Origin of the sequence: Stenotrophomonas sp. ISL-67 (assembly GCF_018612915.1) — a bacterium.
Classification (GTDB): domain Bacteria; phylum Pseudomonadota; class Gammaproteobacteria; order Xanthomonadales; family Xanthomonadaceae; genus Stenotrophomonas.
This window is the reverse complement of the sequence record NZ_JAGGRL010000007.1, coordinates 30,661-54,241: the sequence shown is the minus strand read 5'-3', so window position 1 is coordinate 54,241 and position 23,581 is coordinate 30,661. Positions and strand designations below refer to the sequence as shown.

Below are 23,581 nucleotides of genomic sequence, written 5' to 3'. Positions count from 1 at the left end.
GCGATGTTTATCCTTCCGGGATGAGCACACGTCGAAAACGTCCGTCGTCAACCGCTACCGCTGATGCCTTTGTCCGCGTGCGTGGCGCGCGTGAGCACAACCTGAAGAACGTCGACGTGGACATCCCGCGCGATGCGCTGGTGGTGTTCTCCGGCATATCCGGTTCCGGCAAGTCCTCGCTGGCGTTCGGCACGCTGTATGCCGAAGCGCAACGGCGTTACCTGGAATCGTTGTCACCGTATGCAAGGCGCCTGATCGACCAGGTCGGGGTGCCCGACGTGGACGCCATCGAGGGCCTGCCGCCGGCAGTGGCGTTGCAGCAGCAGCGCGGTACCGCCAGCGTGCGTTCCAGCGTGGGCAGCGTGACCACGCTGTCCAGCCTGCTGCGCATGCTGTATTCGCGTGCCGGGACGTACCCGGCGAAGCAGCCCATGCTGTACGCGGAAGACTTCTCGCCGAACACGCCGCAGGGCGCGTGCCCGAACTGCCACGGCCTTGGCCATGTGTATGAGGTCACCGAACAGTCGATGGTGCCCGACCCGTCGCTGAGCATCCGCGAACGCGCCATCGCGGCCTGGCCGCCGGCCTGGCACGGGCAGAACCAGCGCGACATCCTGGTCACCCTGGGCTACGACGTGGACATTCCGTGGCGCGACCTGCCGAAGAAACAGCGCGACTGGATCCTGTTCACCGAAGAGCAACCGGTGGCACCGGTGTATCCCGGGTTCACCCCGGCCGAAACCCGTGCCGCCGTGCGCCGCAAACAGGAGCCGGCGTACATGGGTACCTTCAGTGGCGCACGCCGCTACGTGCTGCACACGTTCGCCACCACCCAGAGCGCCATGATGAAAAAGCGCGTGGCGCGCTACATGGTCGGCACGGTATGCCCGGTATGCGACGGCAAGCGGCTCAAGCGCGCCTCGTTGTCGGTGACCTTCGCGGGCATGGACATCGGTGCGCTGTCGCAGCTCTCACTGGCTGCCATGGCCAACGCGCTGCGTCCCGCTGCTGAAGGCCGCTTCGACGCACCGGCCAGGCGTGCAACGCGCAGCCGCGCCGCCGGTCGCAGGGCCGAGCAGCAGCGCGTGGCCGAGGGCGGCCTGCTGCACAGCGGCAGCAGCGACGTGCGTCGCACCCCGGATCTTTCCGAGGAAAAGCGCATTGCCGCCCAGCGCATCGCGCAGGATCTGGTGGAACGCATCGGAACGCTCGAAGCGCTTGGGCTGGGCTACCTGTCGATGGACCGCGCCACGCCTACGCTGTCGCCGGGTGAACTGCAGCGGCTGCGCCTGGCCACCCAGATTCGCTCCAGCCTGTTCGGCGTGGTCTACGTGCTGGATGAGCCCACCGCCGGCCTGCATCCGGCCGATGGCGAAGCGCTGTACCGCGCGCTGGACCAGCTCAAGGCGGGAGGCAACACGCTGTTCGTGGTGGAGCACGACCTCGAGATGCTGCGTCGGGCCGATTGGCTGGTGGACGTGGGCCCCGGTGCAGGCCAGCACGGTGGGCAGGTCCTGTACAGCGGCGAACCGCAGGGTCTGCGTGGGGTCGCGGCCTCGGCCACTGCACCGTACCTGTTCGGCGACCACGACCGTGCCACCCGCAACCCGCGCACGGCCACAGGCTGGCTGGAGCTGCGCGGCATCCACCGCAACAACCTGCACGGTCTGGATGCGCGCTTCCCCCTGGGCACGTTCTGCGCGGTCACCGGTGTATCCGGCTCGGGCAAGTCCAGCCTGGTCAGCCAGTCGCTGGTGGAGCTGGTCGGCGAGTACCTGGGGCATGAACCGGTGGCCGCGGAGACCGACGATGAACTGCCGCAGCCCAGCCGGATCGAGCGCACCCGCGGCCGCCTGCACGCAGGCCACACCGCGATCAAGCGGCTGGTGAACGTGGACCAGAAGCCGATCGGGCGCACCCCGCGCTCGAACCTGGCTACCTACACCGGCCTGTTCGACCACGTGCGCAAGCTGTTCGCCGGCACGCGCATGGCCAAGGCGCGGCGTTACAACGCCAGTCGGTTTTCGTTCAACGTGGCCCAGGGCCGTTGCGAAACCTGCGAGGGCGAAGGCTTCGTGCACGTGGAGCTGCTGTTCATGCCCAGCGTGTACGCGCCATGCCCGACCTGCCATGGGCAGCGCTACAACGCCAAGACACTGGAGGTGGAGTGGAACGGCCGCAGCATCGCGCAGGTACTGGCAATGACGGTGGAAGAGGCGCTGGACTTCTTTGCCGATGAAGCGGTGGTGCAGCGCCCGCTGCAGCTGCTGCGCGATATCGGGCTGGGCTACCTGCGGCTTGGCCAGCCGGCCACCGAGCTGTCCGGCGGCGAGGCGCAGCGCATCAAGCTGGCCACCGAACTCCAGCGCAGCCAGCACGGCAACAGCCTGTATGTGCTGGATGAGCCCACTACCGGCCTGCACCCGGCCGACGTGGACAAGTTGATGGCGCAGCTGCATGGGTTGGTGGACGCGGGCAACACGGTGGTGGTGGTCGAGCATGACCTGCGCGTGGTGGCCGATGCCGACTGGGTGATCGACGTGGGTCCGGGCGCGGGCGAGCAGGGCGGGCAGATCGTGGCGGCGGGGACGCCGGCCCAGGTCGGTCGTTCGAAGGCGGGCAAAACGGCGGGGTACCTGCGGCGGTTCTTCGCCTGATCGGGCATCCGTGCCTACCAACGGCAGGCACCTACCGGGTAGGTACCGGCCGTTGGTCGGTACTTCCGATCCACCGCTCGATTTCGCCATGGGCGAACGGCCCCAGCTTCTGCTTGACGATCGTTCCGCCTGCATCCACCAGCACCGTGTACGGCAACAGCCCCTGCGCATTGCCCAGGCGCACGCTGGCGTCATCGGGTGCGGGCTGTTCAATGACGATGGGGTACTTCACCGGCACGCGTTCCAGGAAGTCGCACACACCGTCAGGGGTATCGATGGCCAAACCGACCACCTGCACGCCATCGCGGGGCTGGGCGTCAGCGAACGCCGCCAGCATCGGCATCTCTTCCACGCAGGGTCCGCACCAGCTGGCCCATACGTTGATCAACAACGGTCGGCCATGGAAGCTGGCGAACTCCACCGCCGTGCCATCCACGTCCGGCAGGGTGATCGCCGGCATCGCATCGCCCGGCCTGGCCGCTACCGCCGCCGGCCGCTCCATGGCGGGAACCTGCGTTTGCTGCGGCGCGCGCGTGAAGTAGTAGATGCCGGTACCCAGTCCCAGCGCGGCGGCGACCGCCGCGACCCGCCTCAACGAGGCCCGCGGCGGTGCGTTCATCGTGCCGTCCGCAGCAATGCCTCTTCCACCAATGCCTGGGTCAGCACGGTGGGCAGCACGGTCGGCGGTGCGCCCGGGCCGTACACCACGTACAGCGGCACGCCCACTGCCTTGTGCTCCTCCAGGAACGCCGTGATCTGCTCGTCCACGTTGGTGTAATCGCCACGCATGTACACCGCGTTGGTGCGGCGCAGGGTCTCTTCGAACGCATGGGTGCCCAGCACCGCGCGCTCGTTGGCCTTGCAGGTCACGCACCAGTCGGCGGTCATGTTGACGAACACCACGCGGTTGTCCTGGCGCAGGCGGTCGAGCATCTGCGGCGAATAGGCCACCACGTTGTCGGCGGCGGCCAGCGCGGCCTTGGCCGGCGGGTCGATGCGGGTCACGCCCCACACCGGCAGCAGTGCGCCCAGCAGCAGCACCAGCGCCAGCACCGCACCCACGCGGTGGCTGCGCCAGCGGCTGCGTTCGAACCACCACAGCGCCAGCCCCAGTACCACCAGCCCGGCCAGCACCAGCGCCATCGCATCCACGCCACGCTGCTTGCCCAGCACCCACAGCAGCCATAGCGCGGTGGCATACATCGGGAACGCCAGCACCTGCTTCAGGGTTTCCATCCACGCGCCCGGGCGCGGCAGGCGCTTGGCCAATGAGGGCACGAAGCCGATCAACAGGAACGGCAGCGCAAGGCCCAGGCCCAGCATCAGGAACACCAGCATCGCCGGCACTGCCGGTGCGGTGAAGGCATAGGCCAGCGGCGCGCCCATGAACGGTGCCACGCACGGGCTGGCCACCACGCAGGCCAGCACGCCGGTGAAGAAATCGCCCATGGGACCGCTGCGCGACGCCAGCGACTGACCCATGCCGCCTAGGCTGCCGCCCAGGGTGAACACCCCGGACAGGCTCAGGCCCACGGTGAACATCAGGTACACCAGCGCGGCGATGAACCACGGGTGCTGCAGCTGGAAGCCCCAGCCTGCGGCCTGGCCGGCGGCACGCAGTGCCAGCACCAGCGCGCCGATCGCGGCGAATGCCACCAGCACGCCGGCCGTGTACCAGAGCGCATGGCTGCGCGCGCGCTGGCGGCTTTCGCCGCTCTGCGCCACGCCGAGCACCTTCAGCGACAGGATCGGCAGCACGCACGGCATCAGGTTGAGGATCAAGCCGCCGGCCAGGGCCAGCAGCAATGCAGAGATCAAGGTGATCGGCGTGGCACTGCCGGTGCTGCCCGGCGGACGGGTGCGCTGGGCGTTGTCGGCGCTGGCATCGGGCGTACCGTCGGCGGGCAGGTCCAATGCCGGTTCGTTCGGGCGGATCAGCATCGGCTGGGTGGCAATGCCGGTGGCGTCGCGCGCCTGTGCGCGCTTCTCGCGCGACACCAGCGGCGCGATCACCTCGCTGCGGCGCGCTTCTTCATCGGCACTGGCGTTGACCTTGCCGGCCGGCAGCGCCAGCGTCACCCGCCGGGTCATCGGCGGGTAGCAGATGCCATCGGTCTGGCAACCCTGGAAGGTGATCACCAGGGTGGCCTCGGCCGCATCGGCAACGCTGCGGCGCAGTGGCAGCTTCACATCGACCTGGTCGAAATACACCGATACGTCGCCGAAGTGTTCGTCACGGTGCGACTTGGCGGCCGGCCACAGCGGTTTGTCCGCGCGGATGCCGGGGGCACCTTCCAGCTTCAGCGACGTGCGGTCGCGATACAGGTAGTAGCCCGGCGCAGGGCTGAAGCGCAGCAGCACGGTGTTGCCATCGCCGGCGATGGCTTCGAAGCCGAACGCGCGTTCGGACGGCAGCGGCAGCGGCGGGGTGTTGGTTGCGCCGGGCAGGCGCAGGCCGCCGCCGGCATCACCGCCGGCCAGCGGGTTGTTGAACGGCGAAGTGGCGGTGCCGCCGAAGGCCGGCGCCACGGCGCTGTCGGCGCGGGCGCTGCCGCCCGGCAGCTTGACCTGCACGCTGCGCTTCTGCGGCGGGTAGCAGACGCCGGCATCGGCGCAGCCCTGGTAACGCACTTCCAGCGTGACCGTATCGGTACCGTCGGCGGCCTTGCCCGGCAGCACGGCGGTGAGCCGCTCGCGGTAGGTTTCCACTTCGCCGAAGAAGTCGTCGTGGTGCTTCTTGCCGGCCGGCATCTGCAGCGCCTCGGCACTGAAGCCGGCGTCGCTCTTGACCGTGGTGCGGTGGCGGTAGAGGTAGTAGCCGGGTGCGATCTTCCAGCTCACCTCGATGCGGTCGCGGTCGCGCGCCTGTGCGTTCAGCCCGAAGGCTTCATCCACCGGCAGCAGGTCCTTTTCGCTGACGGCCAGCGCCGGCAGGGACACCACGAACAGCGCACACAGCGCGGCAATACGACGAAACAGCATCATCAATCAGTTTCCTCTCGGGTCTGTGCCCGAATCCAATCCAGGTACGCCGGCAGGCCAGCGCGGGTTTCGACCGCGATGCACTCGGGGAGTTCATACGGGTGCAGCACCTGCACGCGCGCGATGGCCGCATCCAGGCGGCTGCCGGTGGTCTTGATCAGCAGTTGGACCTCATGGTCCTCGGTGACCTCGCCGTGCCAGCGGTAGGTCGAGTGCGCCCCGTCCAGCCGGGTGACGCAGGCGGCCAGGCGTTCTTCCACCAGCGCATGTGCCAGCCGCGCGGCAGTGGCCGCATCGGGGCAGGTGGTCAGAAGAATGAATACGGAATCGGGGGTCGACATGACCCCCGATTGTAATGCCGATGCCGACCGGCATCGCACCATCCCGGTAGCCCCGGCCGTTGGCCGGACCTCCGGGAACCCGGGGCGCCGGCGCTGGCCGGTACCCCGGTCTACCTTAGTTCGCCAGCTCGCAGGTCGCCGGCTTGGCCGACGTGAACAGGGCTGGGGTGCCCCATTCCGGGTGGTCGATGAACGGGTTCCGGTTGCCCTGGAAGCTGTAGATCACTTCATTGCGGGCGCGTTCGGCGGCATCCGGCGGGTCGGACAGGTGCCAGTCGATCAGGGTCGAGAGCAGGCCCATGTAGGCCGGCGAGGCGGACGTCTTGACGATCCTGCTGCGGTCGTCGGTCAGCTCCAGGTCCGGTTCGGACTGCCCGGTGGCCGCGTCCTTGCCGCCCTCATAACGGATGGCCATGTACATCACCGCTCGCGCCATGTCGCCCTTGCGGTGGCCCCATACCTCGAAGGTGCCGGCGTTGCCGTCCGGGGTGCGCACCCAGTTGGAGTTGCCCGGGTAGCCGCCGCTGCCACCACCGGTGCCGTTGTTGGCTTCGGTGGCGCGCTCGCCGCAGTTGCTGTCGCATGTGGCGAATGGCTTGTTGCCGCGGTCCGCGTTCCACTGCGCGTCGGTCAGGTACAGCATGTGGGTATCGGTGTAGGGCGCGTACGGCAGGCCCTTGTCGCCGGTGGTGCTGGCAAAGCCCAGCGAATTGGGCCAGGTGTGCTCGCGGTTGTAGGTCAGGCCGCTGCCGGTGCCGGCCCGGTCGCTGACCTTGGCGTAGCTGCGGTTGCGGTACGCGTCCAGGATCCGGCCACTGTTGTTGGGGTCCTCATCGGCGATTTCCAGGACGGTCCAGGTGCTGGTGCCCGAGCCGCTGTACGGGTAGGAGGTGTGGCCCTTGATGGTGGCGTGCAGCGAGCAGCGCAGCTGGCTGGGGCTGGAGGTATTGACCTTCGAGTAGTAGCTGCCCGGGTCCGGATCCGGGCCCGGATCGGTGCCGCTGCTGGCCACGGTGAAGGCGATGCGGGTGTCGGCGGCCGGGCGAGCGCCCTGCGCATCCTTGATGCGGGCGGCGCGGATGTCGAAGCGGCAGGCCTCGCCGGCCACCAGCGCGGTGTTGGTGGACAGGGTGAAGCGCGTCCCGCTGCTGGTGTGGGTGAGCGGCACCGTGCCGGACTGACCGCAGTTGAGGGTGAACGCACCGGCGGTAACGGTGACGCTTTCACTGAAGGTCACCGCCAGGTCGGCGGCGGCCGGGAAGCGGGTGGCGCCCTGTTCCGGGGTGGTGGTGCTGACCGACGGCGGGGTGTTGGGGCCGGTGCCGCCGCCGCCGCTGAAGGTCTGGCCGGTGTTGCAGGCACCGAAGGTCTGCGCGGCCGATCCGGCCCAGGTGAAGTGGGCGTACTGACTGCCGCTGCCGGTGAGCTGCAGGGAGGTACCCGGGGCGGTGCCGTTGCTCTCGCTGACCGGGATGTTCTGGCTGGTCAGCCCGGCGGCCGGGCCGCCCGAAGCGGTGATGGTGCCTTCGTAACTGATGAACTGGACCACCTTGCCGCTGCCATCCACCAGCGCGATGCCGTCGTTGGCGCCGTTCTGCAGGCCGTTGGTGGGGTAGGTGACGGTGGCGATGCTGGCGTTGCCGCAGCCGGCGGCCGTGCCGGCTGGCACCGGGTTGTCGGCATAGACCGTAGCCGCCGACGGGGTGCTGCCGTTGTACAGGTAGAGCCGGTAGCTGCCGAGGTCCTCGCCGCCGGTGGCAACCACCTCGATGGCTTCGCCGACATCCCCGGCCAGGGTGCTGTCGTCGTAGTGCAGTTCGTTGATGAATACGTCCGCCTGGGCGGAACCGGCGGCCAGCGCCAACAGGCACCCCAGGGACAGCGGTGTGAGCAACCTCATCTACGGCTCCTTGTGATTGGGTTTCGCCGACCGAATCTATCCAATCCATATGACACATCTATCGATATGTCGTGATCGGCACTCCGCATTGGGACGTGGATCAAGAAAATGGCGACCTGGGGAAATTCACGGGCGCCCCCTTGAAAGGGCCCCGGACAGCACCATCTCTGCCCTGTCCCGCACTGGCGGGTTTTTTCACGAGCGGCGCTGGCAGTCACCTTGGGTGAGTGCTAACATCGCCGGACTTTTTCAGACCAATCAATAACTTAAGAGGTCCAACATGAGCATCAAGCCGCTTCACGACCGCGTTGTGGTCAAGCCGATCGAAGCCGACGAAATTTCCGCCGGCGGCATCGTGATCCCGGACTCGGCCAAGGAAAAGTCGACCAAGGGTGAAGTCGTGGCCGTGGGCCAGGGCAAGCCGCTGGACAACGGCAGCGTGCGCGCGCCGTCGGTCAAGGTCGGCGACAAGGTCATCTACGGCCAGTACGCCGGCAGCAGCTACAAGGCCGAAGGCGTGGAATACAAGGTCCTGCGCGAAGACGACATCCTCGCCGTCATCGGCTGATTCCGCCTCGCGGGGCGTTGCCCCGCTGCTGACCCGTAGAGCGGGGCTCTGCCCCGCTGCCCAGATCAATGTCGCCGGGCAAGCCCCGGCCATCACACAAAAAGGTAATCGCAATGGCTGCCAAGGAAATTCGTTTCGGTGAAGACGCACGTTCGCGCATGGTGCGCGGCGTCAACATTCTCGCCAATGCCGTCAAGGCCACCCTGGGCCCGAAGGGCCGCAACGTCGTGCTCGAGAAGAGCTTCGGCGCCCCGACCATCACCAAGGACGGCGTGTCCGTCGCCAAGGAAATCGAACTGGCTGACAAGTTCGAGAACATGGGCGCGCAGATGGTGAAGGAAGTCGCTTCGCGTACCAACGACGATGCCGGCGACGGCACCACCACCGCCACCGTGCTGGCCCAGGCCCTGATCCGCGAAGGCGCCAAGGCCGTGGCTGCCGGCATGAACCCGATGGACCTCAAGCGCGGTATCGACAAGGCCGTCGTGGCCGCTGTCGCCGAGCTGAAGAACATCTCCAAGCCCACCGCTGACGACAAGGCCATTGCCCAGGTCGGTACGATCTCGGCCAACTCGGACGAGTCGATCGGCAACATCATCGCCGAAGCGATGCGTGAAGTCGGCAAGGAAGGCGTGATCACCGTTGAAGAAGGCTCGGGCCTGGAAAACGAGCTGGACGTGGTCAAGGGCATGCAGTTCGACCGCGGCTACCTGTCCCCGTACTTCATCAACAACCAGCAGGCGCAGACCGCCGATCTGGACGACCCCTTCATCCTGCTGCACGACAAGAAGATCTCCAACGTGCGTGACCTGCTGCCGGTGCTGGAAGGCGTCGCCAAGGCCGGCAAGCCGCTGCTGATCGTGGCCGAAGAAGTCGAAGGCGAAGCGCTGGCCACCCTGGTGGTCAACACCATCCGTGGCATCGTCAAGGTCGTGGCCGTCAAGGCACCGGGCTTCGGCGACCGCCGCAAGGCGATGCTGGAAGACATGGCCGTGCTGACCGGCGGCACCGTGATCTCCGAAGAGATCGGTCTGTCGCTGGAGAAGGCGACCATCGCCGACCTGGGCCGCGCCAAGAAGGTGCAGGTTTCCAAGGAAAACACCACGATCATCGACGGCCAGGGTGACAAGGCTGCCGTGGAATCGCGCGTGGCCCGCATCAAGACCCAGATCGAAGACACCTCGTCGGATTACGACCGTGAGAAGCTGCAGGAACGCGTGGCAAAGCTGGCCGGCGGCGTTGCCGTGATCAAGGTCGGCGCTTCGACCGAAATCGAAATGAAGGAAAAGAAGGACCGCGTCGACGACGCCCTGCACGCTACCCGTGCAGCGGTTGAAGAAGGCGTGGTGCCGGGCGGCGGTGTTGCCCTGGTCCGTGCGGTCACCGCGCTGGCTGGCCTGAAGGGTGCCAACGAAGACCAGAACCACGGCATCCAGATCGCCCTGCGCGCGATGGAAGCCCCGCTGCGTGAAATCGTGGCCAATGCCGGCGAAGAGCCGTCCGTGATCGTCAACAAGGTCAAGGAAGGCACCGGCAGCTACGGCTACAACGCCGCCAATGGCGAGTTCGGCGACATGCTGGCCTTCGGCATCCTGGACCCGACCAAGGTGACCCGTTCGGCCCTGCAGAACGCAGCGTCGATCGCCGGCCTGATGATCACCACCGAAGCAATGGTGGCTGAAGCGCCGAAGAAGGACGAGCCGGCGATGGGCGGCGGCGGTGGCATGGGCGGCATGGGTGGCATGGGCGGCATGGACTTCTAAGGTCCGTGGCGACTCTGGTAGGTATCGACCAACGGTCGATACCTACCGACGCTACCCGGTAGGTGCCGACCGTTGGTCGGTACGCTTCCAAAGAACCCCGCCGCGAGGCGGGGTTTTTTGTTGCCCGGTGGACTGCCTGCCGCTAGGCTCAGCGCATGCCTACCTCCCTGATCGTCGTAGACGACTTCCTTGCACCTGCCGATGCGCTCGGCCTGCGCAATGCCGCGTTGCGGTTGACGTACCCGGAACAGGAGGGCGCATTTCCCGGGCGCAACTCGGTCGAACGCCTGGAGATCGACGGGCTTTCCGAGGCAGCCTCGCGGCTGGTCAACGAACCTCTGCGCCCGATATCGCCGCTGCATTCGCATGGCAAGTTCCGCATCACCCTGGCCAGTGACGTGGGGCGCGCCGGGGTGCACGTCGACCGCTCCCACTGGTCGGGCATCCTTTACCTGAGCGCGGATGAAGACTGCCAGGGCGGCACGGAGTTCTTCCGCCACCGCCGCACCGGCACCGAACGTCTGGCGCTCGATGGTGCCGAGCTTGCCCGCCATGGCTACGCCGACCGCGCGTCGATGCACCGTGACATCATCGAACGCGACAGCGCCGACGAGGCGCAGTGGGAAATGACCATGCGGGTTCCGATGCGTTTCAACCGCCTGGTGTTGCTGCGGCCGTGGCTGTGGCATACCGCGGGCCCGGCCTTTGGTGATCGCATGGAAAACGGGCGGCTGGTGTACCTGATGTTCTTCGAGGTGGCCTGACCGCGTCACCGCAGTTGCGAATGAAACAGTTGGCAGCCGCAAACCCCTGTGATATCAATAGCCCCAATGAACGCACGCCACGCCAATTCCTACTTTTGGTATTACTTTCCGAAGCCACCGGCGGAGGAAGGCATGCGCTCACCCTGAAGAAACCTTCAGACGCATACCCGAAAGCCGCCAGCGCACCTGGCGGCTTTTTTGTTGCCGCCGCGCTGGGGACCCCTACCTTCCAGGAGATACCCCATGCCCCCGCATACCGACGACCTGCGCATCCGAAAACTCGAACCGTTGACCCCGCCGGCGCAGCTGATCGCCATGCTGCCCTGCGACGACGAAGCTTCCGACACGGTCAGTGCGTCGCGCGCCGCCCTGCACGAGATACTGCATGGCCGTGACGACCGCCTCGCCGTGGTGATCGGCCCGTGCTCGATTCACGACCCGGTCGCCGCCATCGAATACGCCCAGCGCCTCAAGCCGCTGCGCGATGCCCATGCCGGCGAGCTGGAAATCGTCATGCGCGTGTACTTCGAAAAGCCGCGCACCACCGTGGGCTGGAAGGGCCTGATCAACGACCCGGACCTGGATGGCAGCTTCCAGATCAACAAGGGCCTGCGCATTGCACGCGGCCTGCTGCGCGACATCAACAAGCTGGGCCTGCCGGCGGGCGTTGAATTCCTCGACGTCATCTCGCCGCAGTACATCGCCGACCTGGTGGCCTGGGGCGCGATTGGTGCACGCACCACCGAAAGCCAGGTGCACCGCGAGCTGGCCTCCGGGTTGTCGTGCCCGGTCGGGTTCAAGAACGGCACCGACGGCAACATCAGGATCGCCGCCGATGCAGTGGGGGCGGCGTCCAACCCGCACCACTTCCTGTCGGTGACCAAGCAGGGCGACACCGCCATCGTAGCCACCGCCGGCAACCCGGATTGCCATGTGATCCTGCGCGGCGGCAAGGTGCCCAACTTCGATGCCGCGAGCGTGGATGCGGCCAGCCAGACCCTGGCCAAGGCCCACCTGCCGGCGCGGCTGATGATCGATGCCAGCCATGCCAACAGCAGCAAGAATCCCGAAAACCAGCCCAAGGTGATCGCCGACATCAACGCGCAGCTGGCCGCTGGCGAAGAGCGCATCGTGGGCGTCATGGTGGAAAGCCACCTGGTGGCAGGTCGGCAGGAGTTGGTCGACGGCCAGCCGCTGGTCTACGGCCAGAGCATTACCGACGGCTGCATCGGATGGGACACCTCGTTGGAGGTCCTGGAGTCGCTGGCTGAGGCCGTGCGTGCACGGCGTGCGCGCCGCCTGGCCGAAGCGGCCTGAGCCCCGGCAGGGCCGGCCGCTGGTCGGCCCTACGAATTATCCTCGTCTACCGACATGGTGGTTTTGTTCAAGACAATCAATTGGATACCCCCGGGCACCAGGAGCAGACTGCGATCCTCACTTGAGCCGTCGACGGGGTGTATGTACAATGTATGCACAAACCACCAATGTGCGAGTGCTTCCCATGGGGACTGCCAGCAAAGTCATCAATTTCCGCGCACCCGCCGACAAGCAGGATCTGATTGATCGTGCCGTCGAGATAAGCGGCATGAATCGCACGGAGTTCATTTTGGATGCGGCCTGTGACCGGGCTCGCGAAGTGCTCGCCGACCAGACACAGTTCGCCTTGAGCGGTGCGCAGCTTCAGCGCTTCAATGCGCTGCTGGATGCGCCGCTGCAAGACAACCCGGCACTGCGTCGCCTGTTGAGCACGCCAGCGCCCTGGGAACGGTGAGCCCTTGCGGCTCTCCGCTCCCGTGCCGCTGCACGCGGAGCACGTGATTGATGGCTTCCGCTGCAGCGCCCCTGCGCTCGGAAAATGGCTGCATGAGCGTGCTCATCGGAACCAGGCTTCCGGCGCTTCACGATGCTTCGTCACCTGCGATGAGCAGCAGCGCGTCGCCGGCTATTACGCACTCTCTGCCGGGGCGATAGCGCATGAAGCGGTTCCCGGCCGAATTCGCCGCAACATGCCTGATCCGATCCCGGTCATCGTGCTGGGCAGGCTGGCGGTGCATGTCGACTGGGCCGGGCAAGGCATCGGGCAGGGCTTGTTGAAGGATGCCGTGCTGCGCGCCCTGCAGGCCTGCACCCAGCTGGGGGCCCGCGCCTTGCTCTGCCATGCCATCGATGAGCCCGCCAAGGCGTTCTATCTCAAGCACGGTTTCATGTCGTCCCCCATCCATCCGCTCACAGTGATGCTGCCGCTCAGCCGTGACAATGCCAGTTAGATCGCGGGCGTGGTGTGGCGTGCCAACCCGTGCACCGCGCCGAGGCGCATTGCTGCTCAATGCACCTCGTCGCGGTACACGAACTTGGGCATTTCCCACTTGAAGTGGATCGCCAGCAGGCGGAGCGCGAAGCCACCCCCCAGGCACCACAACGTGGCCGCATTGAGCGACACGCCCAGTTCCAGCAGCCCCAGCCATGCCGCGCCGGTGAGCAGGGTGATCACCGCGTACAGCTCCTTCTGGAAGATCAGCGGCACCTCGTTGCACAGCACATCACGCAGCACGCCACCGAACGCGCCGGTCAGCATGCCGGCGATCAGCACGATCGGCACCGCATGGCCACCGTCGCGCGCCACCGCGCAGCCGATCAGGGTGAAGCAGATCAGCCCCAGTCCATCCAGGACCAGGAACGTGCGCCGGAAGTGGTGCATCCAGCGCGCCACCCAGGTAGCGATCAGCGCCGCGCAGATGGTGAAGCCAAGGTACTCGGGGTGCTTCACCCAGCCCAGCGGGTAATGGCCCAGCACGATATCGCGCAGCGACCCGCCGCCAAGGGCGGTGACACACGCAATGATGACCACGCCGAACAGGTCCATCCGCCGCCGTCCTGCGGACAGCGCGCCGGTCATGGCTTCGGCGGAAATGGCGATGAGGTAGATCAGGGACAGCAGCATGCGGCGGCTCCGGGTGGGGCAGGCAGGGGCGGAAACGCACACGCACCGCGGCAGCGCCGCAGCACTGTCGTGGGGTGGGTTCCGTTGCCGCTCCCGCTGTCCTTTTGCCTGAGAGTTCAGTGGCCAGGCCACGTGCCCCTTCGGCGGGTCATTGAAGACCTCTCTCCAGATCGGCGTGTTGGATGCATGGTTGGTGGCGTGTCGAGCCACCGGCCTGAGCGATTATGGGAGCCTGCGCCTTCGGCGGGCGCCAGCGCGGCGCCTCTCTCCTGCATCCGGGGCCAATTCTAGCAGCCAGCGCCACCGTACCGGTGGATAATCCCGGTATGCCCGCTGAACCCACCCCTTGGTACGTATACCTGCTGGAATGCCGCAACGGCAGTTACTACGCCGGCATCAGCAACGACGTGGACGCCCGCTTCCAGGCCCATCTGTGCGGCAAGGGCGCGCGCTACACCCGCGCCAATCCGCCGGTGAAGCTGCTGGCCATGCGCGCGTATCCCGACCGTTCGGCGGCATCCAGGGCCGAATGCGAGCTCAAACGCCAGCCGCGTGCACGCAAGCTGGCCTGGCTGCAGCAACCGTAGTGCCGGGCTCTGCCCGGCAACCGGTATCGTGTGGGTTCCTTCTGCGGCCCATCCCATGACCGATATCGACCCTGCCAAGGCACACGCGATGATCGGCAAGACCGTGCTCGCTGGCATCACCTATCTCGACGCCGACGGCAATGCGCTGGAACACCGGCAGCTGGCCGGTGAGGTGCTGCGCATCAATGCCGAGGAGGGCGTGGTGCTGGCCAGCGCGCTGGACGGCCAGGATGTATTCCTGCCGCCCACGCTGGACCACTACACGCCTGCGGCGCCCGGCGACTACACGCTGCGCTCGATGGGGTTGACCATCAGCGACCCGGACTACCTGTGCACCTGGGACGTGCACCTGGCCCGCGGCAACGACCCCTGACCCGGTAGAGCGACGCCCTGCGTCGCTGCCTCCGTCAGCGCCCAGGAGACCTTGGGCGCTGATCCTCCTGGTCATCACCAAAGATGATCCGCGCGCTGCGCTGGTAGCTCCAATAGGCCACGGCCCAATTGAGCAGCACCACGATCCGGTTGCGGAAGCCGATCAGGAAGAACACGTGCGCGGCCAGCCAGAACCACCAGGCCAACACGCCTGACAGCTGCAGCCTGCCCAGGTGGACGATGGCGGCCATGCGCCCGATCGTGGCCAGGTTGCCGAAGTCCTGGTACTTGAACGGCCCGGGTGCGGGCTTGCCGTCCAGCCGCGCGCGGATGATCGCGGCCACGTGCTTGCCCATCTGCTTGGCGGCCGGGGCAACCCCGGGTACCGGCTTGCCGTCGGCCTGGTTGAGGGCGGCCAGGTCGCCGGCCACGAAGATCTCGGGGTGCTCGGCCAGGGTGAGATCGGGTTGCACCGGCACGCGGCCAGCGCGGTCCAGTGGCACCTCCAGCGTGCGCGCCAACGGCGAGGCGGCCACACCGGCGGCCCACACCACGGTACGCGCAGCGATGAACTGCTCGCCCAGCTGGAAGCCGTCGCCATTGATATCGCTCACCGCAGTGCCGGTCAGCACTTCAACGCCCAGCTTCTCCAACTGGCGGCGCGCTTTCAGCGACAGCACCTCGGGAAAACTGGACAGCACGCGTGGGCCGGCCTCGACCAGCCGCACCTTGGCGCTGGCCGGGTCGATGTGGCGGAACTCATTGCGCAGCGTGTGGCGGGCGATTTCGGCCAAGGTGCCGGCCAACTCCACCCCGGTGGGACCGCCGCCAACCACCGCGAAGCTCAGCCACGCCGCTTTACGCGCAGGATCAGGCTCCGCTTCAGCGCGCTCGAACGCCAGCAGCAGCTTGCGACGCAGCGCGATGGCATCGTCCAGGGTCTTGAGGCCAGGCGCATCGGCTGCCCATTCGTCGTGCCCGAAATAGGCGTGGGTGGCACCGGTGCACAGCATCAGGGTGTCGTAACCGAGCTGGCTGCCGTCGGCCAGGGTGATCTGGCGGGCATGCTTGTCGATCGTGGTGACTTCGCCCAGGCGTACTTCGACGTTGCGCTGGTCGCCGAGGATATGACGCAGGGGCGCGGCGATGTCGGGCGCGGACAGCCCGGCCGTGGCGACCTGGTACAGCAGCGGCTGGAACAGATGGTGGTTGCGACGGTCCACCAGGGTGATGCGGATGCGCGCGCTGGCCAGCGCACGGGTGGCCCAGAGGCCGGCGAAGCCACCACCGATGATGGCCAGGTGGGGCAGGGTATCGCGGGTCATGCAAGGACTCCTTGGCGGGGGTCGAAGCGGATCTACCCATGCTCGCACGTAACGCGCGATCTTCACGTGGATGACAGATACTGGGTTCAGCAGCCGTCGCGTCTGCCTGGCGGCCGATCCGTTCCTGCCCTGGAGGTTGTGATGACCGAACCGGAAAAGCGCATCGCCCTGTTGATCGATGCCGACAACGCGCCCTCTTCGAAGATCGATGTGGTGCTGGCCGAGGTGGCGCGCTATGGCGTGGCCAACGTGCGCCGCGCCTACGGCAACTGGAAGAGCCCGCGGCTGAAAGGCTGGGAAGGCGTGCTGCACGAATACGCGATCCGGCCCATCCAGCAGTTTGCCTACAGCCGTGGCAAGAACGCCTCGGACATGGCGATGGTGATCGACGCGATGGACATGCTGTACGCACGCAACCTGGACGGCTTCGCCATCGTCTCCAGCGATGCCGACTTCACGCCCCTGGTGATGCGCCTGCTCACCGACGGGGTCAAGGTGTATGGATTCGGCGAAAAGAAAACGCCGGAGCCCTTCGTCAATGCGTGCTCCAAGTTCACCTACCTGGAAGCGCTGGGGCAGAGCCACGCGGTGGATGCGGAAATCGAGCAGGGTGCGGAAGAAAGCCGCCCGCGCAAGACCGGCCCCGAGCTGCGCAGCGATACCCGGCTCGTGCAGATGCTGCGCCGCGCGGTCACCTCGGCCGAAGCCGAAGACGGCTGGTCGCACCTGGGCCCGGTCGGCAGCCAGATCGGCAACCAGGCATCCTTCGATTCACGCAATTACGGCTACAACAAGCTGAGTGAGTTGCTGGCCGCCACCGGCCTGTTCGAGATGAAGAAGGACGGCAAGTCCACCTACGTGCGCGCGCTTCCCAGGAAGGCGCGGTAACACCAACAGGTTGATCGGCGTATCGTATCGGCGCGAATCAACCATCAGGAACGACCAACATGCTGAAGATCTGGGGCCGGAAGAATTCCAGCAACGTGCGCAAGGTGCTGTGGTGCGCGGAGGAAATCGGCCTGCCGTACCAGTCCATCGAAGTGGGCGGCCCGTTCGGTGGCACCCAGTCACCGGAATACGTGGGAATGAATCCCAACGGCCTGGTCCCGGTGATCGAGGATCACGGCCTGCCGCTATGGGAATCCAACACCATCGTGCGTTATCTGAGCGCACGCTACGCACTGGGCACGCTGTACCCGGAAGATGCGATGGCACGCGCCCAGGCCGAGAAGTGGATGGACTGGAGCACCTCGCGCATGGCGCCGCTGTACACCGATCTGATCTGGGGCATCATGCGCACCGCCCCCGCCGACCGCGACGAGGCCCGCATCAATGCCGCGATCACCCGTGCCGGTGAACTGCTGGGCATGGCCGACCGCACTCTGGCGCAGCAGCCCTGGTTGTCCGGCGGGCAGTTCGCGATGGGCGACATCCCGCTGGGTGCGCTGGTGTACGCATGGTTCGAGCTGCCGATCCAGCGCCCGTCGCTGCCGCACCTGGAGGCGTGGTACCAGCGCCTGCAGCAGCGCCCGGCCTACGTTGAAGCCGTCATGACCCCGTTGACCTGACCGGTTGATGTGCGATCCGGTGGGCCGGCCAACGGCCGGCGCTACCGGATGTGCGTGATCGTGATCGTGATCGGCGGCGCATGTCCGGTGTGCGTAATCGTCATCGGTAGCGCCGGCCGTTGGCCGGCCCTCCCGATCTCAATACAGGTCGGTCGGATCGACATCCAATGACCAGCGCACCTTGCGCGCCTGCGGCAGTCCGTATACCTGCGGCATGATCTGGTCCAGCAGCGCATGCAGCGGCCGCCGCGATGGTGCGGACAGCAGCAGCTGGGCGCGCTGGTAACCGGCGCGGCGCGGCATCGGCGCCGGCATCGGGCCGAAACGCTCCACCGGGCACTCGTGCGCGATCAGCTCGCGCACCGCCATCAGCATCGCGTTGGCATGTTCCACCTGCTGCGCTTCGGCGCGCATCAGCGCCAGGTGCGCGAACGGCGGGAAACCAGCGGCTTCGCGTTGTTGCAGTTCTGCATCGGCGAACGCGTGGTAGCCTCCATTGACCAGCGTCTCCAGCAACGGGTGGCCGGGATGATGGGTCTGCAGCCAGACCTCGCCGGCGTCGGTCGCGCGGCCGGCCCGGCCGGCCACCTGGATCAGCTGCTGGGCCAGCTTTTCGCTGGCGCGGAAATCGGCTGAGAACAGACCCTCGTCAATGCCCACCACCACCACCAGGGTCAGCTTGGGAAGATCGTGGCCCTTGGCCAGGATCTGGGTGCCGACCAGGATGCCGGCGCGGTCGCCCAGCGTGGCCAGCTGGGTTTCCAGCGCGTCGCGGCGGTGGGTGGTGCCACGGTCGATGCGGATCACCGGGACATCGGCGAATGCTTCCACCAGGTGTTCTTCCAGGCGTTCGGTGCCGATGCCCTGCGGTTGCAGCGCGAGGCTGGCGCAGTCGGGGCAGGCCAGCGGTGCAGGCTGGCGTGCGCCACAGTGGTGGCATTGCAGGCGGCGCCCGCCGGCGTGCACGGTCATCGGCGCGTCGCAGCGCTTGCACGGCGCGGTCCAGCCGCAGTCGTGGCAGAGCAGCACCGGCGCGTAGCCGCGGCGGTTCTTGAACACCAGCACCTGGTGGCCGGCGGCCAGGTGCTGGCCGATGCCCTCCATGACCTCGGCCGACAAACCGTCCTTGAGGGGGCGCTTGCGCACATCCAGCACCCGCACCCGCGGTGGACGCGCCTCGCCGGCGCGCTGCTTCAGGCGCAGGTGGGTGTAGCGACCGGCATGTGCGTTGTGCAGCGATTCCAGCGAGGGGGTGGCGCTGCCCAGCACCACCGGCACATCCAGCGCCTTGGCCCGCACCAGCGCGAAATCGCGCGCGTGGTAGCGGATGCCATCCTGCTGCTTGTAGCTGCCGTCGTGCTCTTCATCGACCACGATCAGCCCGGCGTTGGGCAACGGGGTGAACACGGCCGAACGCGTGCCCACGATGACCTGCGCCTCGCCGCGGGTGGCGGCCGCCCAGACCCGCGCGCGTTCGTTGTCGTTCAAGCCCGAATGCAGGACATGCACCGCAATGCCGAGGCGGCTGCGGAAGCGTGCCAGCGTCTGCGGGGTCAGCCCGATCTCAGGCACCAGTACCAGGGCCTGGCGACCACGGGCCAGGCAGGCCACGATTGCCTGCAGGTATACCTCGGTCTTGCCGCTGCCGGTCACGCCATCGAGCAGGAACGCGCCGAACCGCGCGTGGGCGGTGATCGCGGCGATGGCGTTGCTCTGCTCCGCATTGGGGGTGGGCCCCGGTCGAATGACCGGCACCCCCAGGCCGTGCTCCAGCGCGATGCGCTCGACCAGGCCACGCTTGGCCAGCGATCGCGCCGCGCTGCGCCAGTCGCCCATCTCCTCGTCCAGCTTTTCCTCGTCCAGGCTGCCGCCGGCCAGCTGCCCGGCCAGGCCGTGCGGGCGGGTGCCGGCGCGCAGGCGCGCCCGGTGTTCATGCCCGGCCGGCGTGAGCTGCCAGCCCCAGCGGTGGGTGTCGGGTACCGGTTCGCCGCGGCGCAGCGGCGCGGGCAGGGCAGTACTGACCACCTCGCCCAGCGGCGCGTGGGTGTAGCGCGCCAACCACTGCAGCGACGTCCACAGCTCGCCGCCCAGCAGCGGCGCCGGGTCCAGCCATTCCACGGCGGCCCGCAACGTGTTGCCATCGGCGACCCTGCCGATCCCGGCCACGACACCGACCAGCTCGCGCGAGCCGAACGGCACCCGCAGGCGGCGCCCGACCATGCCGGGATGGGGCGTCTCGCCCGGGGGTGGCGCGTAGTCGAACCACTGCGGCAACGGCAGCGGCAGGGCCACCTGCAGGGAGGGGGCATCCGGTTGTGGCGCGGGGGCACTTTCCAGGGTGAGCAGGGGGGCTGGATCGGGGGGCAGCATCGCGCCAGTGTAGCGGCCACGGCCCGCCCTGTTCAGCGCAGGAAGTCCGTCGGTGGTTGGCGCCGTGGAACCTAAATAGGAGCTAAATATCCGTGGCGGTGGGAGATTCGGTTCTTATCCACATCTTCTGTGGATAAGTCTGTGTGCGAGTGTAGAACTCCGAGCTGTTTGTCAGGGAGTTCCGCAGTGAGGCTCAGGTTGGTCAAAAAATAGCCACATAATAAAATCAATATAAATCAATTGGATACCTGTGAAACAAAGCTGACACACGGGTGACCTCGGCTTCACGTACTGGTTTTATGCCGAATTTGTTGGTGCTGTGCACAACCTGCACCGCTGTCAAGCGTCCTGCACTGTCGGGGTCGTCACAGAGGGCCTGCATCGGCATCCCCCTGCGCGGGCGCACTCGCTATCATTTCGGCACTTGATGGAGTTGCTATGACGGCTGTGAACGCCCCTGTTTCCTCTACTGCAGCGGGTGCGCTGTCCGCATTCCTGCGAGGCGTTGAACGCCGTGCCCTGGTGGTTGCCGAACTGCAGTGCGGTGACCCCACCGTGGCCGAGCAGGCCCTGGTGGCGGTGATGCGTGCCTTCGCCGGCATTGCCAGCGATGTGCCGATGGCGCAGTGGCCAGACCGGTTCTGGGTCCTGCTGGCCCACCGTACCCCGATCCGCGTGCCGGCTGCGGGCGGGCAGTGGGCGCCGGAGCTGGCCCACCTGCCCCAGCTGGCTCCGCCGGCGCGGCTGGCGCTGCTGCTGCGCGTGGGCGGCGGGCTGGACGAAGCGGCCGCCGCGCAGATACTGGACATGCCGGTCGCCGATTACCAGCAGGCGTTGGCCGAAGCCTGCCCGCGCGATGCGCAGGGCCATCCCGATGCGGCGGGCTGGCGCGCCCTGGCCGAAGCGGTGCAGCAGCGCCTGCGCGAGCTGCCCGCCAGCCGCCTGCAACAGCTGCACCAGCCCGCGGCGGCACCGGCGCCGGGGAAGGGGCCTGCCTCCTGGCGGGCGCCGGTGCCGACCGATGCGGCGCCCCGACGCACGGCCACCCGCCGCCACAACCGCCAGCCGCTGTGGCGTGGCCTGCTGATCCTGCTGGTCACGGCGGGTGTAGTGCTGGGTGGCGCGGCGTGGTGGAAGCACCGCAGCCCGGCGCTGGCCCCGGAGGCCAGCGTGCCCGACGGCGCCGTGTCGACCACCGACCCGGTCCGGGTCGAGCCGTTGCCGTCCGAGGACCTGCCGGTGACGGCTCCGGCCGACCCGGCCCACGCTGCCAGCGACACGGCGATGCTGGCCGACCCGGACCTGATGCTTGCCCGCGACGCCGACCTTTACGCCTGGGTCGCTGCCGGCGGCCCGGTGCCGGTGGATGAGTCGCAGCCACAGCCCAGCCGCCCTGAACCTGCCACCGCCGGACTGGAGACGGCCGCCGCCGATGAATAAGACGATTGTGATGCTCGCCCTGTGCCTGGCGGTCGGGGCACATGCCGCACCGCAGCCGCTGCCATTGCCCTCGCCGGCGGCGACACCGGTGCCGACCACCACGCCGGCCATTCCCAGCACGCCGGCCGCGCTCGATCCGGCCCAGCTGCGCGAGCTGCGCAGCCGCTATGCGCAATGGCAGGCCTTGCCGGAATCCGAGCGCGCCCGCATCCGCGACGCCGCCCGCCGTGTCGCCGCGCTTCCGGCCGCACAACAACAGACGCTGCGTGTGCGCTTCGGCGAGCAGGACCAGCGGTTCCGCGAAGGCTGGCTGCTGGGCCCGCAGCTGGGCCAGCAGTTTCCCAAGCTGCAGGGCCTGTTCGGCTACCTGCCGGCCGACCAGCGGGAACCTGCCCTGGCCGCGCTACGGCAGCTCAACGAGGGCCAGCTGGCGCAACTCACGCTGATCGCCCAACGCACCCCGCCGCAGGAGCGTGACCGGGTGCGCGACCAGTTCATTGGGCTTGCCCCGGCCGCGCGTGATTCCTGGTTGAAGGAAAACCTGGTGCGTTGAGCGTAAGATGGCCGACCGCAACCCGGTGCCTGTGCCCTTCGCGCGCTGCCGTAGTTGCCGTCTGTGATCCCATGTCCATCGCTACCTCCACGCCGCGCCTTTCCCGGGAAGTGCGCGCCACCGGCCTGCTTGCGCTGCCGCTGGTCCTTGGCCACGTCTCCACTGGCCTGATTTCCTTCGTCGACAACGTCATTGCCGGGCACCACGGTACCCAGACCCTGGCGGCCGTCACCATCGGCACGGCATTGCTGTGGCTGCCGATGCTGATTCCGATCGGCACGCTGATCTCGCTGACCGCCTCGGTGTCGCAGCTGCATGGCGCCGGCCGCGAGCGCGAGATCGGCCCGTTGTTCCGCCAGGCACTGTGGCTGGCGCTCGGCCTGGGCCTGATCATGTTCACCTTCCTCACGGTGGTGCCGCCGCTGCTGCCGGCGTTCGGCATCGCGCCGGACATCGTGCCCGGCGCAACCGCATTCCTGCATGCGGTGCGTTGGGGTGGCCCGGCGCTGACGCTGTACTTCTGCATGCGCTATCTCAGCGAGGGCATGCACTGGACGCTGCCGACCATGCTGCTCGGGTTCGGCGGCCTGCTGGTGCTGGCGCCACTGGGCTACGTGCTGTGCTACGGCAAGCTCGGTTTCCCTGAAATGGGCGCCGAAGGGCTGGGCATCGCCTCGGCCATCATGATGTGGATCCAGGCACTGTGCTTCGCCGGTTACCTCTGGAAGACCCAGCGGTTCGCCCACCTGGAACTGTTTTCGCACCTGGAGCTGCCGCGCTGGTCGGCGATCTGGGACCTGCTCCGCACTGGCCTGCCGATCGGCATCACGGTGTTGATGGAAGGAGGCCTGTTCATCGTGACCGCGCTGTTGATCGGCCGCCTGGGCGCGACGGAGGCGGCCTCGCACCAGATCGCCATCAATGTGGCCCAGCTCTGCTTCATGATCCCGATGGGCGTGGCCGAAGCCACCACCGTGCGCGTAGGCCACGCGGTGGGCCGCGGCAACGGGCCGGGCGTGCGCCGCGCGGCCATTGCCGGCCTGCTCATCATCCTGGGCACGCAGACGATGTCGGCGCTGGTGCTGCTGCTCGGCCACGACGCCATCGTCGGGGTCTACACCGCCGACATGGGCGTGGCCGCGCTGGCCTCCACCCTGCTGCTGTATGCGGCCGCGTTCCAGTTCCCCGACGGCATCCAGGTGCTGTCGGCCGGCGCGCTGCGCGGCCTGAAGGACACCCGCGTGCCGATGTTCATCGCCATGTTCTCCTACTGGGGGCTGGGCATGCCGCTCGGCGCCGGGCTTGGCCTGGGCCTGGGCATGGGCCCGCAGGGCATGTGGCTGGGCCTGATCCTGGGCCTGACCGCCGCAGCGATCCTGATGGCGTGGCGGCTGCGAGTGAGCAGCCGGCGTGTCGGGAATGACCTGAACCTGTCGGCCTGATGGGGCCC

The 23,581-nt window shown here is 67.5% G+C and carries 21 protein-coding genes and 2 riboswitches; of the genes, 14 read left to right on the top strand and 7 right to left on the bottom strand.

What is annotated here, in order from left to right; genetic code table 11:
- Window positions 1-20 precede the first annotated feature (20 nt).
- A complete protein-coding gene (locus J7J08_RS09075; RefSeq protein WP_214904275.1) occupies window positions 21-2,657 on the top strand; it encodes an excinuclease ABC subunit UvrA in 2,637 nt (878 codons plus the stop codon).
- A gap of 31 nt (window positions 2,658-2,688) precedes the next feature.
- On the opposite strand, the gene J7J08_RS09070 is transcribed toward J7J08_RS09075, so the two are convergent.
- The 4 genes from J7J08_RS09070 to J7J08_RS09055 all read right to left on the bottom strand — a co-directional run bounded on the left by J7J08_RS09070 (window position 2,689) and on the right by J7J08_RS09055 (window position 7,880).
- Window positions 2,689-3,276, bottom strand: coding sequence for a TlpA disulfide reductase family protein (locus J7J08_RS09070; RefSeq protein WP_214904272.1), 588 nt, complete (start codon window positions 3,274-3,276; stop codon window positions 2,689-2,691).
- Window positions 3,273-5,642, bottom strand: coding sequence for a protein-disulfide reductase DsbD domain-containing protein (locus J7J08_RS09065; RefSeq protein WP_214904269.1), 2,370 nt, complete (start codon window positions 5,640-5,642; stop codon window positions 3,273-3,275). Before J7J08_RS09065 ends, J7J08_RS09070 begins: the two co-directional genes overlap by 4 nt.
- Entirely contained in the window at window positions 5,642-5,980 is a 339-nt protein-coding gene (gene cutA / locus J7J08_RS09060) for a divalent cation tolerance protein CutA (protein WP_214904267.1), read from the bottom strand. The genes J7J08_RS09065 and cutA overlap by 1 nt, the downstream gene beginning before the upstream one ends.
- A gap of 115 nt (window positions 5,981-6,095) precedes the next feature.
- Window positions 6,096-7,880, bottom strand: coding sequence for an endonuclease (locus J7J08_RS09055; RefSeq protein ID WP_214904266.1), 1,785 nt, complete (start codon window positions 7,878-7,880; stop codon window positions 6,096-6,098).
- Window positions 7,881-8,160: 280 nt separating this feature from the next.
- Between J7J08_RS09055 and J7J08_RS09050 the strand changes: the two genes are divergently transcribed.
- From J7J08_RS09050 to J7J08_RS09025, 6 genes are all read left to right on the top strand, one after another.
- A complete protein-coding gene (locus J7J08_RS09050; protein WP_214904265.1) occupies window positions 8,161-8,448 on the top strand; it encodes a co-chaperone GroES in 288 nt (95 codons plus the stop codon).
- A 113-nt stretch (window positions 8,449-8,561) separates the two neighbouring features.
- Window positions 8,562-10,211, top strand: coding sequence for a chaperonin GroEL (gene groL / locus J7J08_RS09045; protein WP_214904264.1), 1,650 nt, complete (start codon window positions 8,562-8,564; stop codon window positions 10,209-10,211).
- Between the two features lie 155 nt (window positions 10,212-10,366).
- Entirely contained in the window at window positions 10,367-10,975 is a 609-nt protein-coding gene (locus J7J08_RS09040; protein WP_214904263.1) for a DUF6445 family protein, read from the top strand.
- A gap of 243 nt (window positions 10,976-11,218) precedes the next feature.
- On the top strand, window positions 11,219-12,292 hold the full coding sequence (locus J7J08_RS09035; protein ID WP_214904261.1) for a 3-deoxy-7-phosphoheptulonate synthase: 1,074 nt from the start codon (window positions 11,219-11,221) through the stop codon (window positions 12,290-12,292).
- 148 nt (window positions 12,293-12,440) lie between these two features.
- Window positions 12,441-12,746, top strand: a complete 306-nt coding sequence (locus J7J08_RS09030; protein ID WP_214904258.1) for a DUF1778 domain-containing protein — start codon at window positions 12,441-12,443, stop codon at window positions 12,744-12,746.
- Window positions 12,747-12,750: 4 nt separating this feature from the next.
- Window positions 12,751-13,242 carry a GNAT family N-acetyltransferase gene (locus tag J7J08_RS09025; protein ID WP_214904255.1) on the top strand — a complete coding sequence of 164 codons (492 nt, stop codon included), beginning with the start codon at window positions 12,751-12,753 and terminating at the stop codon, window positions 13,240-13,242.
- A 56-nt stretch (window positions 13,243-13,298) separates the two neighbouring features.
- Here J7J08_RS09025 and J7J08_RS09020 read toward each other — a convergent pair whose 3' ends face one another.
- Complete coding sequence (locus tag J7J08_RS09020; protein ID WP_214904252.1) at window positions 13,299-13,916, bottom strand: trimeric intracellular cation channel family protein; 618 nt, start codon at window positions 13,914-13,916, stop codon at window positions 13,299-13,301.
- Between the two features lie 88 nt (window positions 13,917-14,004).
- Window positions 14,005-14,095, bottom strand: a riboswitch (glycine riboswitch).
- A gap of 20 nt (window positions 14,096-14,115) precedes the next feature.
- Window positions 14,116-14,198: riboswitch (glycine riboswitch) on the bottom strand.
- Window positions 14,199-14,242: 44 nt separating this feature from the next.
- On the opposite strand from J7J08_RS09020, the gene J7J08_RS09015 reads away from it, so the two are divergent.
- Both J7J08_RS09015 and J7J08_RS09010 read left to right on the top strand, forming a co-directional pair.
- Window positions 14,243-14,503, top strand: coding sequence for a GIY-YIG nuclease family protein (locus tag J7J08_RS09015; RefSeq protein ID WP_214904249.1), 261 nt, complete (start codon window positions 14,243-14,245; stop codon window positions 14,501-14,503).
- Between the two features lie 55 nt (window positions 14,504-14,558).
- Window positions 14,559-14,876: a hypothetical protein gene (locus tag J7J08_RS09010; RefSeq protein WP_214904246.1), complete on the top strand. Its 318-nt coding sequence runs from the start codon at window positions 14,559-14,561 to the stop codon at window positions 14,874-14,876.
- Window positions 14,877-14,910: 34 nt separating this feature from the next.
- Here the strand turns inward: J7J08_RS09010 and J7J08_RS09005 are convergent, their stop codons facing one another.
- The gene (locus J7J08_RS09005) at window positions 14,911-16,200 is read right to left on the bottom strand and encodes an NAD(P)/FAD-dependent oxidoreductase (protein ID WP_214904243.1); all 1,290 of its coding nucleotides are present in this window, start codon (window positions 16,198-16,200) and stop codon (window positions 14,911-14,913) included.
- 141 nt (window positions 16,201-16,341) lie between these two features.
- Here J7J08_RS09005 and J7J08_RS09000 point away from each other — a divergent pair, with 141 nt between their 5' ends.
- Together J7J08_RS09000 and J7J08_RS08995 are read left to right on the top strand one after the other, a co-directional pair.
- Entirely contained in the window at window positions 16,342-17,088 is a 747-nt protein-coding gene (locus J7J08_RS09000; protein ID WP_214904241.1) for an NYN domain-containing protein, read from the top strand.
- 59 nt (window positions 17,089-17,147) lie between these two features.
- On the top strand, window positions 17,148-17,768 hold the full coding sequence (locus J7J08_RS08995) for a glutathione S-transferase (RefSeq protein WP_214904236.1): 621 nt from the start codon (window positions 17,148-17,150) through the stop codon (window positions 17,766-17,768).
- A gap of 138 nt (window positions 17,769-17,906) precedes the next feature.
- On the opposite strand, the gene J7J08_RS08990 is transcribed toward J7J08_RS08995, so the two are convergent.
- Window positions 17,907-20,138 carry a primosomal protein N' gene (locus tag J7J08_RS08990; protein WP_214904233.1) on the bottom strand — a complete coding sequence of 744 codons (2,232 nt, stop codon included), beginning with the start codon at window positions 20,136-20,138 and terminating at the stop codon, window positions 17,907-17,909.
- Between the two features lie 438 nt (window positions 20,139-20,576).
- Between J7J08_RS08990 and J7J08_RS08985 the strand changes: the two genes are divergently transcribed.
- The 3 genes from J7J08_RS08985 to J7J08_RS08975 all read left to right on the top strand — a co-directional run bounded on the left by J7J08_RS08985 (window position 20,577) and on the right by J7J08_RS08975 (window position 23,573).
- Window positions 20,577-21,578 (top strand): hypothetical protein, encoded by a 1,002-nt coding sequence (locus tag J7J08_RS08985; protein ID WP_214904228.1) that lies wholly within the window; start codon window positions 20,577-20,579, stop codon window positions 21,576-21,578.
- Entirely contained in the window at window positions 21,571-22,131 is a 561-nt protein-coding gene (locus tag J7J08_RS08980; protein ID WP_214904225.1) for a DUF3106 domain-containing protein, read from the top strand. The genes J7J08_RS08985 and J7J08_RS08980 overlap by 8 nt, the downstream gene beginning before the upstream one ends.
- A 71-nt stretch (window positions 22,132-22,202) precedes the next feature.
- Entirely contained in the window at window positions 22,203-23,573 is a 1,371-nt protein-coding gene (locus J7J08_RS08975; RefSeq protein ID WP_214904222.1) for an MATE family efflux transporter, read from the top strand.
- The last annotated feature ends 8 nt before the right edge of the window (window positions 23,574-23,581 follow it).

Bases quoted from the DNA above. Each gene is read 5' to 3' on its own strand.
- J7J08_RS09075 (WP_214904275.1), top strand. From the start codon at position 21: ATGAGCACACGTCGAAAACGTCCGTCGTCAACCGCTACCGCTGATGCC.
- J7J08_RS09070 (WP_214904272.1), bottom strand. From the start codon at position 3,276: ATGAACGCACCGCCGCGGGCCTCGTTGAGGCGGGTCGCGGCGGTCGCC.
- J7J08_RS09065 (WP_214904269.1), bottom strand. From the start codon at position 5,642: ATGATGCTGTTTCGTCGTATTGCCGCGCTGTGTGCGCTGTTCGTGGTG.
- cutA (WP_214904267.1), bottom strand. From the start codon at position 5,980: ATGTCGACCCCCGATTCCGTATTCATTCTTCTGACCACCTGCCCCGAT.
- J7J08_RS09055 (WP_214904266.1), bottom strand. From the start codon at position 7,880: ATGAGGTTGCTCACACCGCTGTCCCTGGGGTGCCTGTTGGCGCTGGCC.
- J7J08_RS09050 (WP_214904265.1), top strand. From the start codon at position 8,161: ATGAGCATCAAGCCGCTTCACGACCGCGTTGTGGTCAAGCCGATCGAA.
- groL (WP_214904264.1), top strand. From the start codon at position 8,562: ATGGCTGCCAAGGAAATTCGTTTCGGTGAAGACGCACGTTCGCGCATG.
- J7J08_RS09040 (WP_214904263.1), top strand. From the start codon at position 10,367: ATGCCTACCTCCCTGATCGTCGTAGACGACTTCCTTGCACCTGCCGAT.
- J7J08_RS09035 (WP_214904261.1), top strand. From the start codon at position 11,219: ATGCCCCCGCATACCGACGACCTGCGCATCCGAAAACTCGAACCGTTG.
- J7J08_RS09030 (WP_214904258.1), top strand. From the start codon at position 12,441: ATGTATGCACAAACCACCAATGTGCGAGTGCTTCCCATGGGGACTGCC.
- J7J08_RS09020 (WP_214904252.1), bottom strand. From the start codon at position 13,916: ATGCTGCTGTCCCTGATCTACCTCATCGCCATTTCCGCCGAAGCCATG.
- J7J08_RS09015 (WP_214904249.1), top strand. From the start codon at position 14,243: ATGCCCGCTGAACCCACCCCTTGGTACGTATACCTGCTGGAATGCCGC.
- J7J08_RS09010 (WP_214904246.1), top strand. From the start codon at position 14,559: ATGACCGATATCGACCCTGCCAAGGCACACGCGATGATCGGCAAGACC.
- J7J08_RS09005 (WP_214904243.1), bottom strand. From the start codon at position 16,200: ATGACCCGCGATACCCTGCCCCACCTGGCCATCATCGGTGGTGGCTTC.
- J7J08_RS09000 (WP_214904241.1), top strand. From the start codon at position 16,342: ATGACCGAACCGGAAAAGCGCATCGCCCTGTTGATCGATGCCGACAAC.
- J7J08_RS08995 (WP_214904236.1), top strand. From the start codon at position 17,148: ATGCTGAAGATCTGGGGCCGGAAGAATTCCAGCAACGTGCGCAAGGTG.
- J7J08_RS08990 (WP_214904233.1), bottom strand. From the start codon at position 20,138: ATGCTGCCCCCCGATCCAGCCCCCCTGCTCACCCTGGAAAGTGCCCCC.
- J7J08_RS08985 (WP_214904228.1), top strand. From the start codon at position 20,577: ATGACGGCTGTGAACGCCCCTGTTTCCTCTACTGCAGCGGGTGCGCTG.
- J7J08_RS08980 (WP_214904225.1), top strand. From the start codon at position 21,571: ATGAATAAGACGATTGTGATGCTCGCCCTGTGCCTGGCGGTCGGGGCA.
- J7J08_RS08975 (WP_214904222.1), top strand. From the start codon at position 22,203: ATGTCCATCGCTACCTCCACGCCGCGCCTTTCCCGGGAAGTGCGCGCC.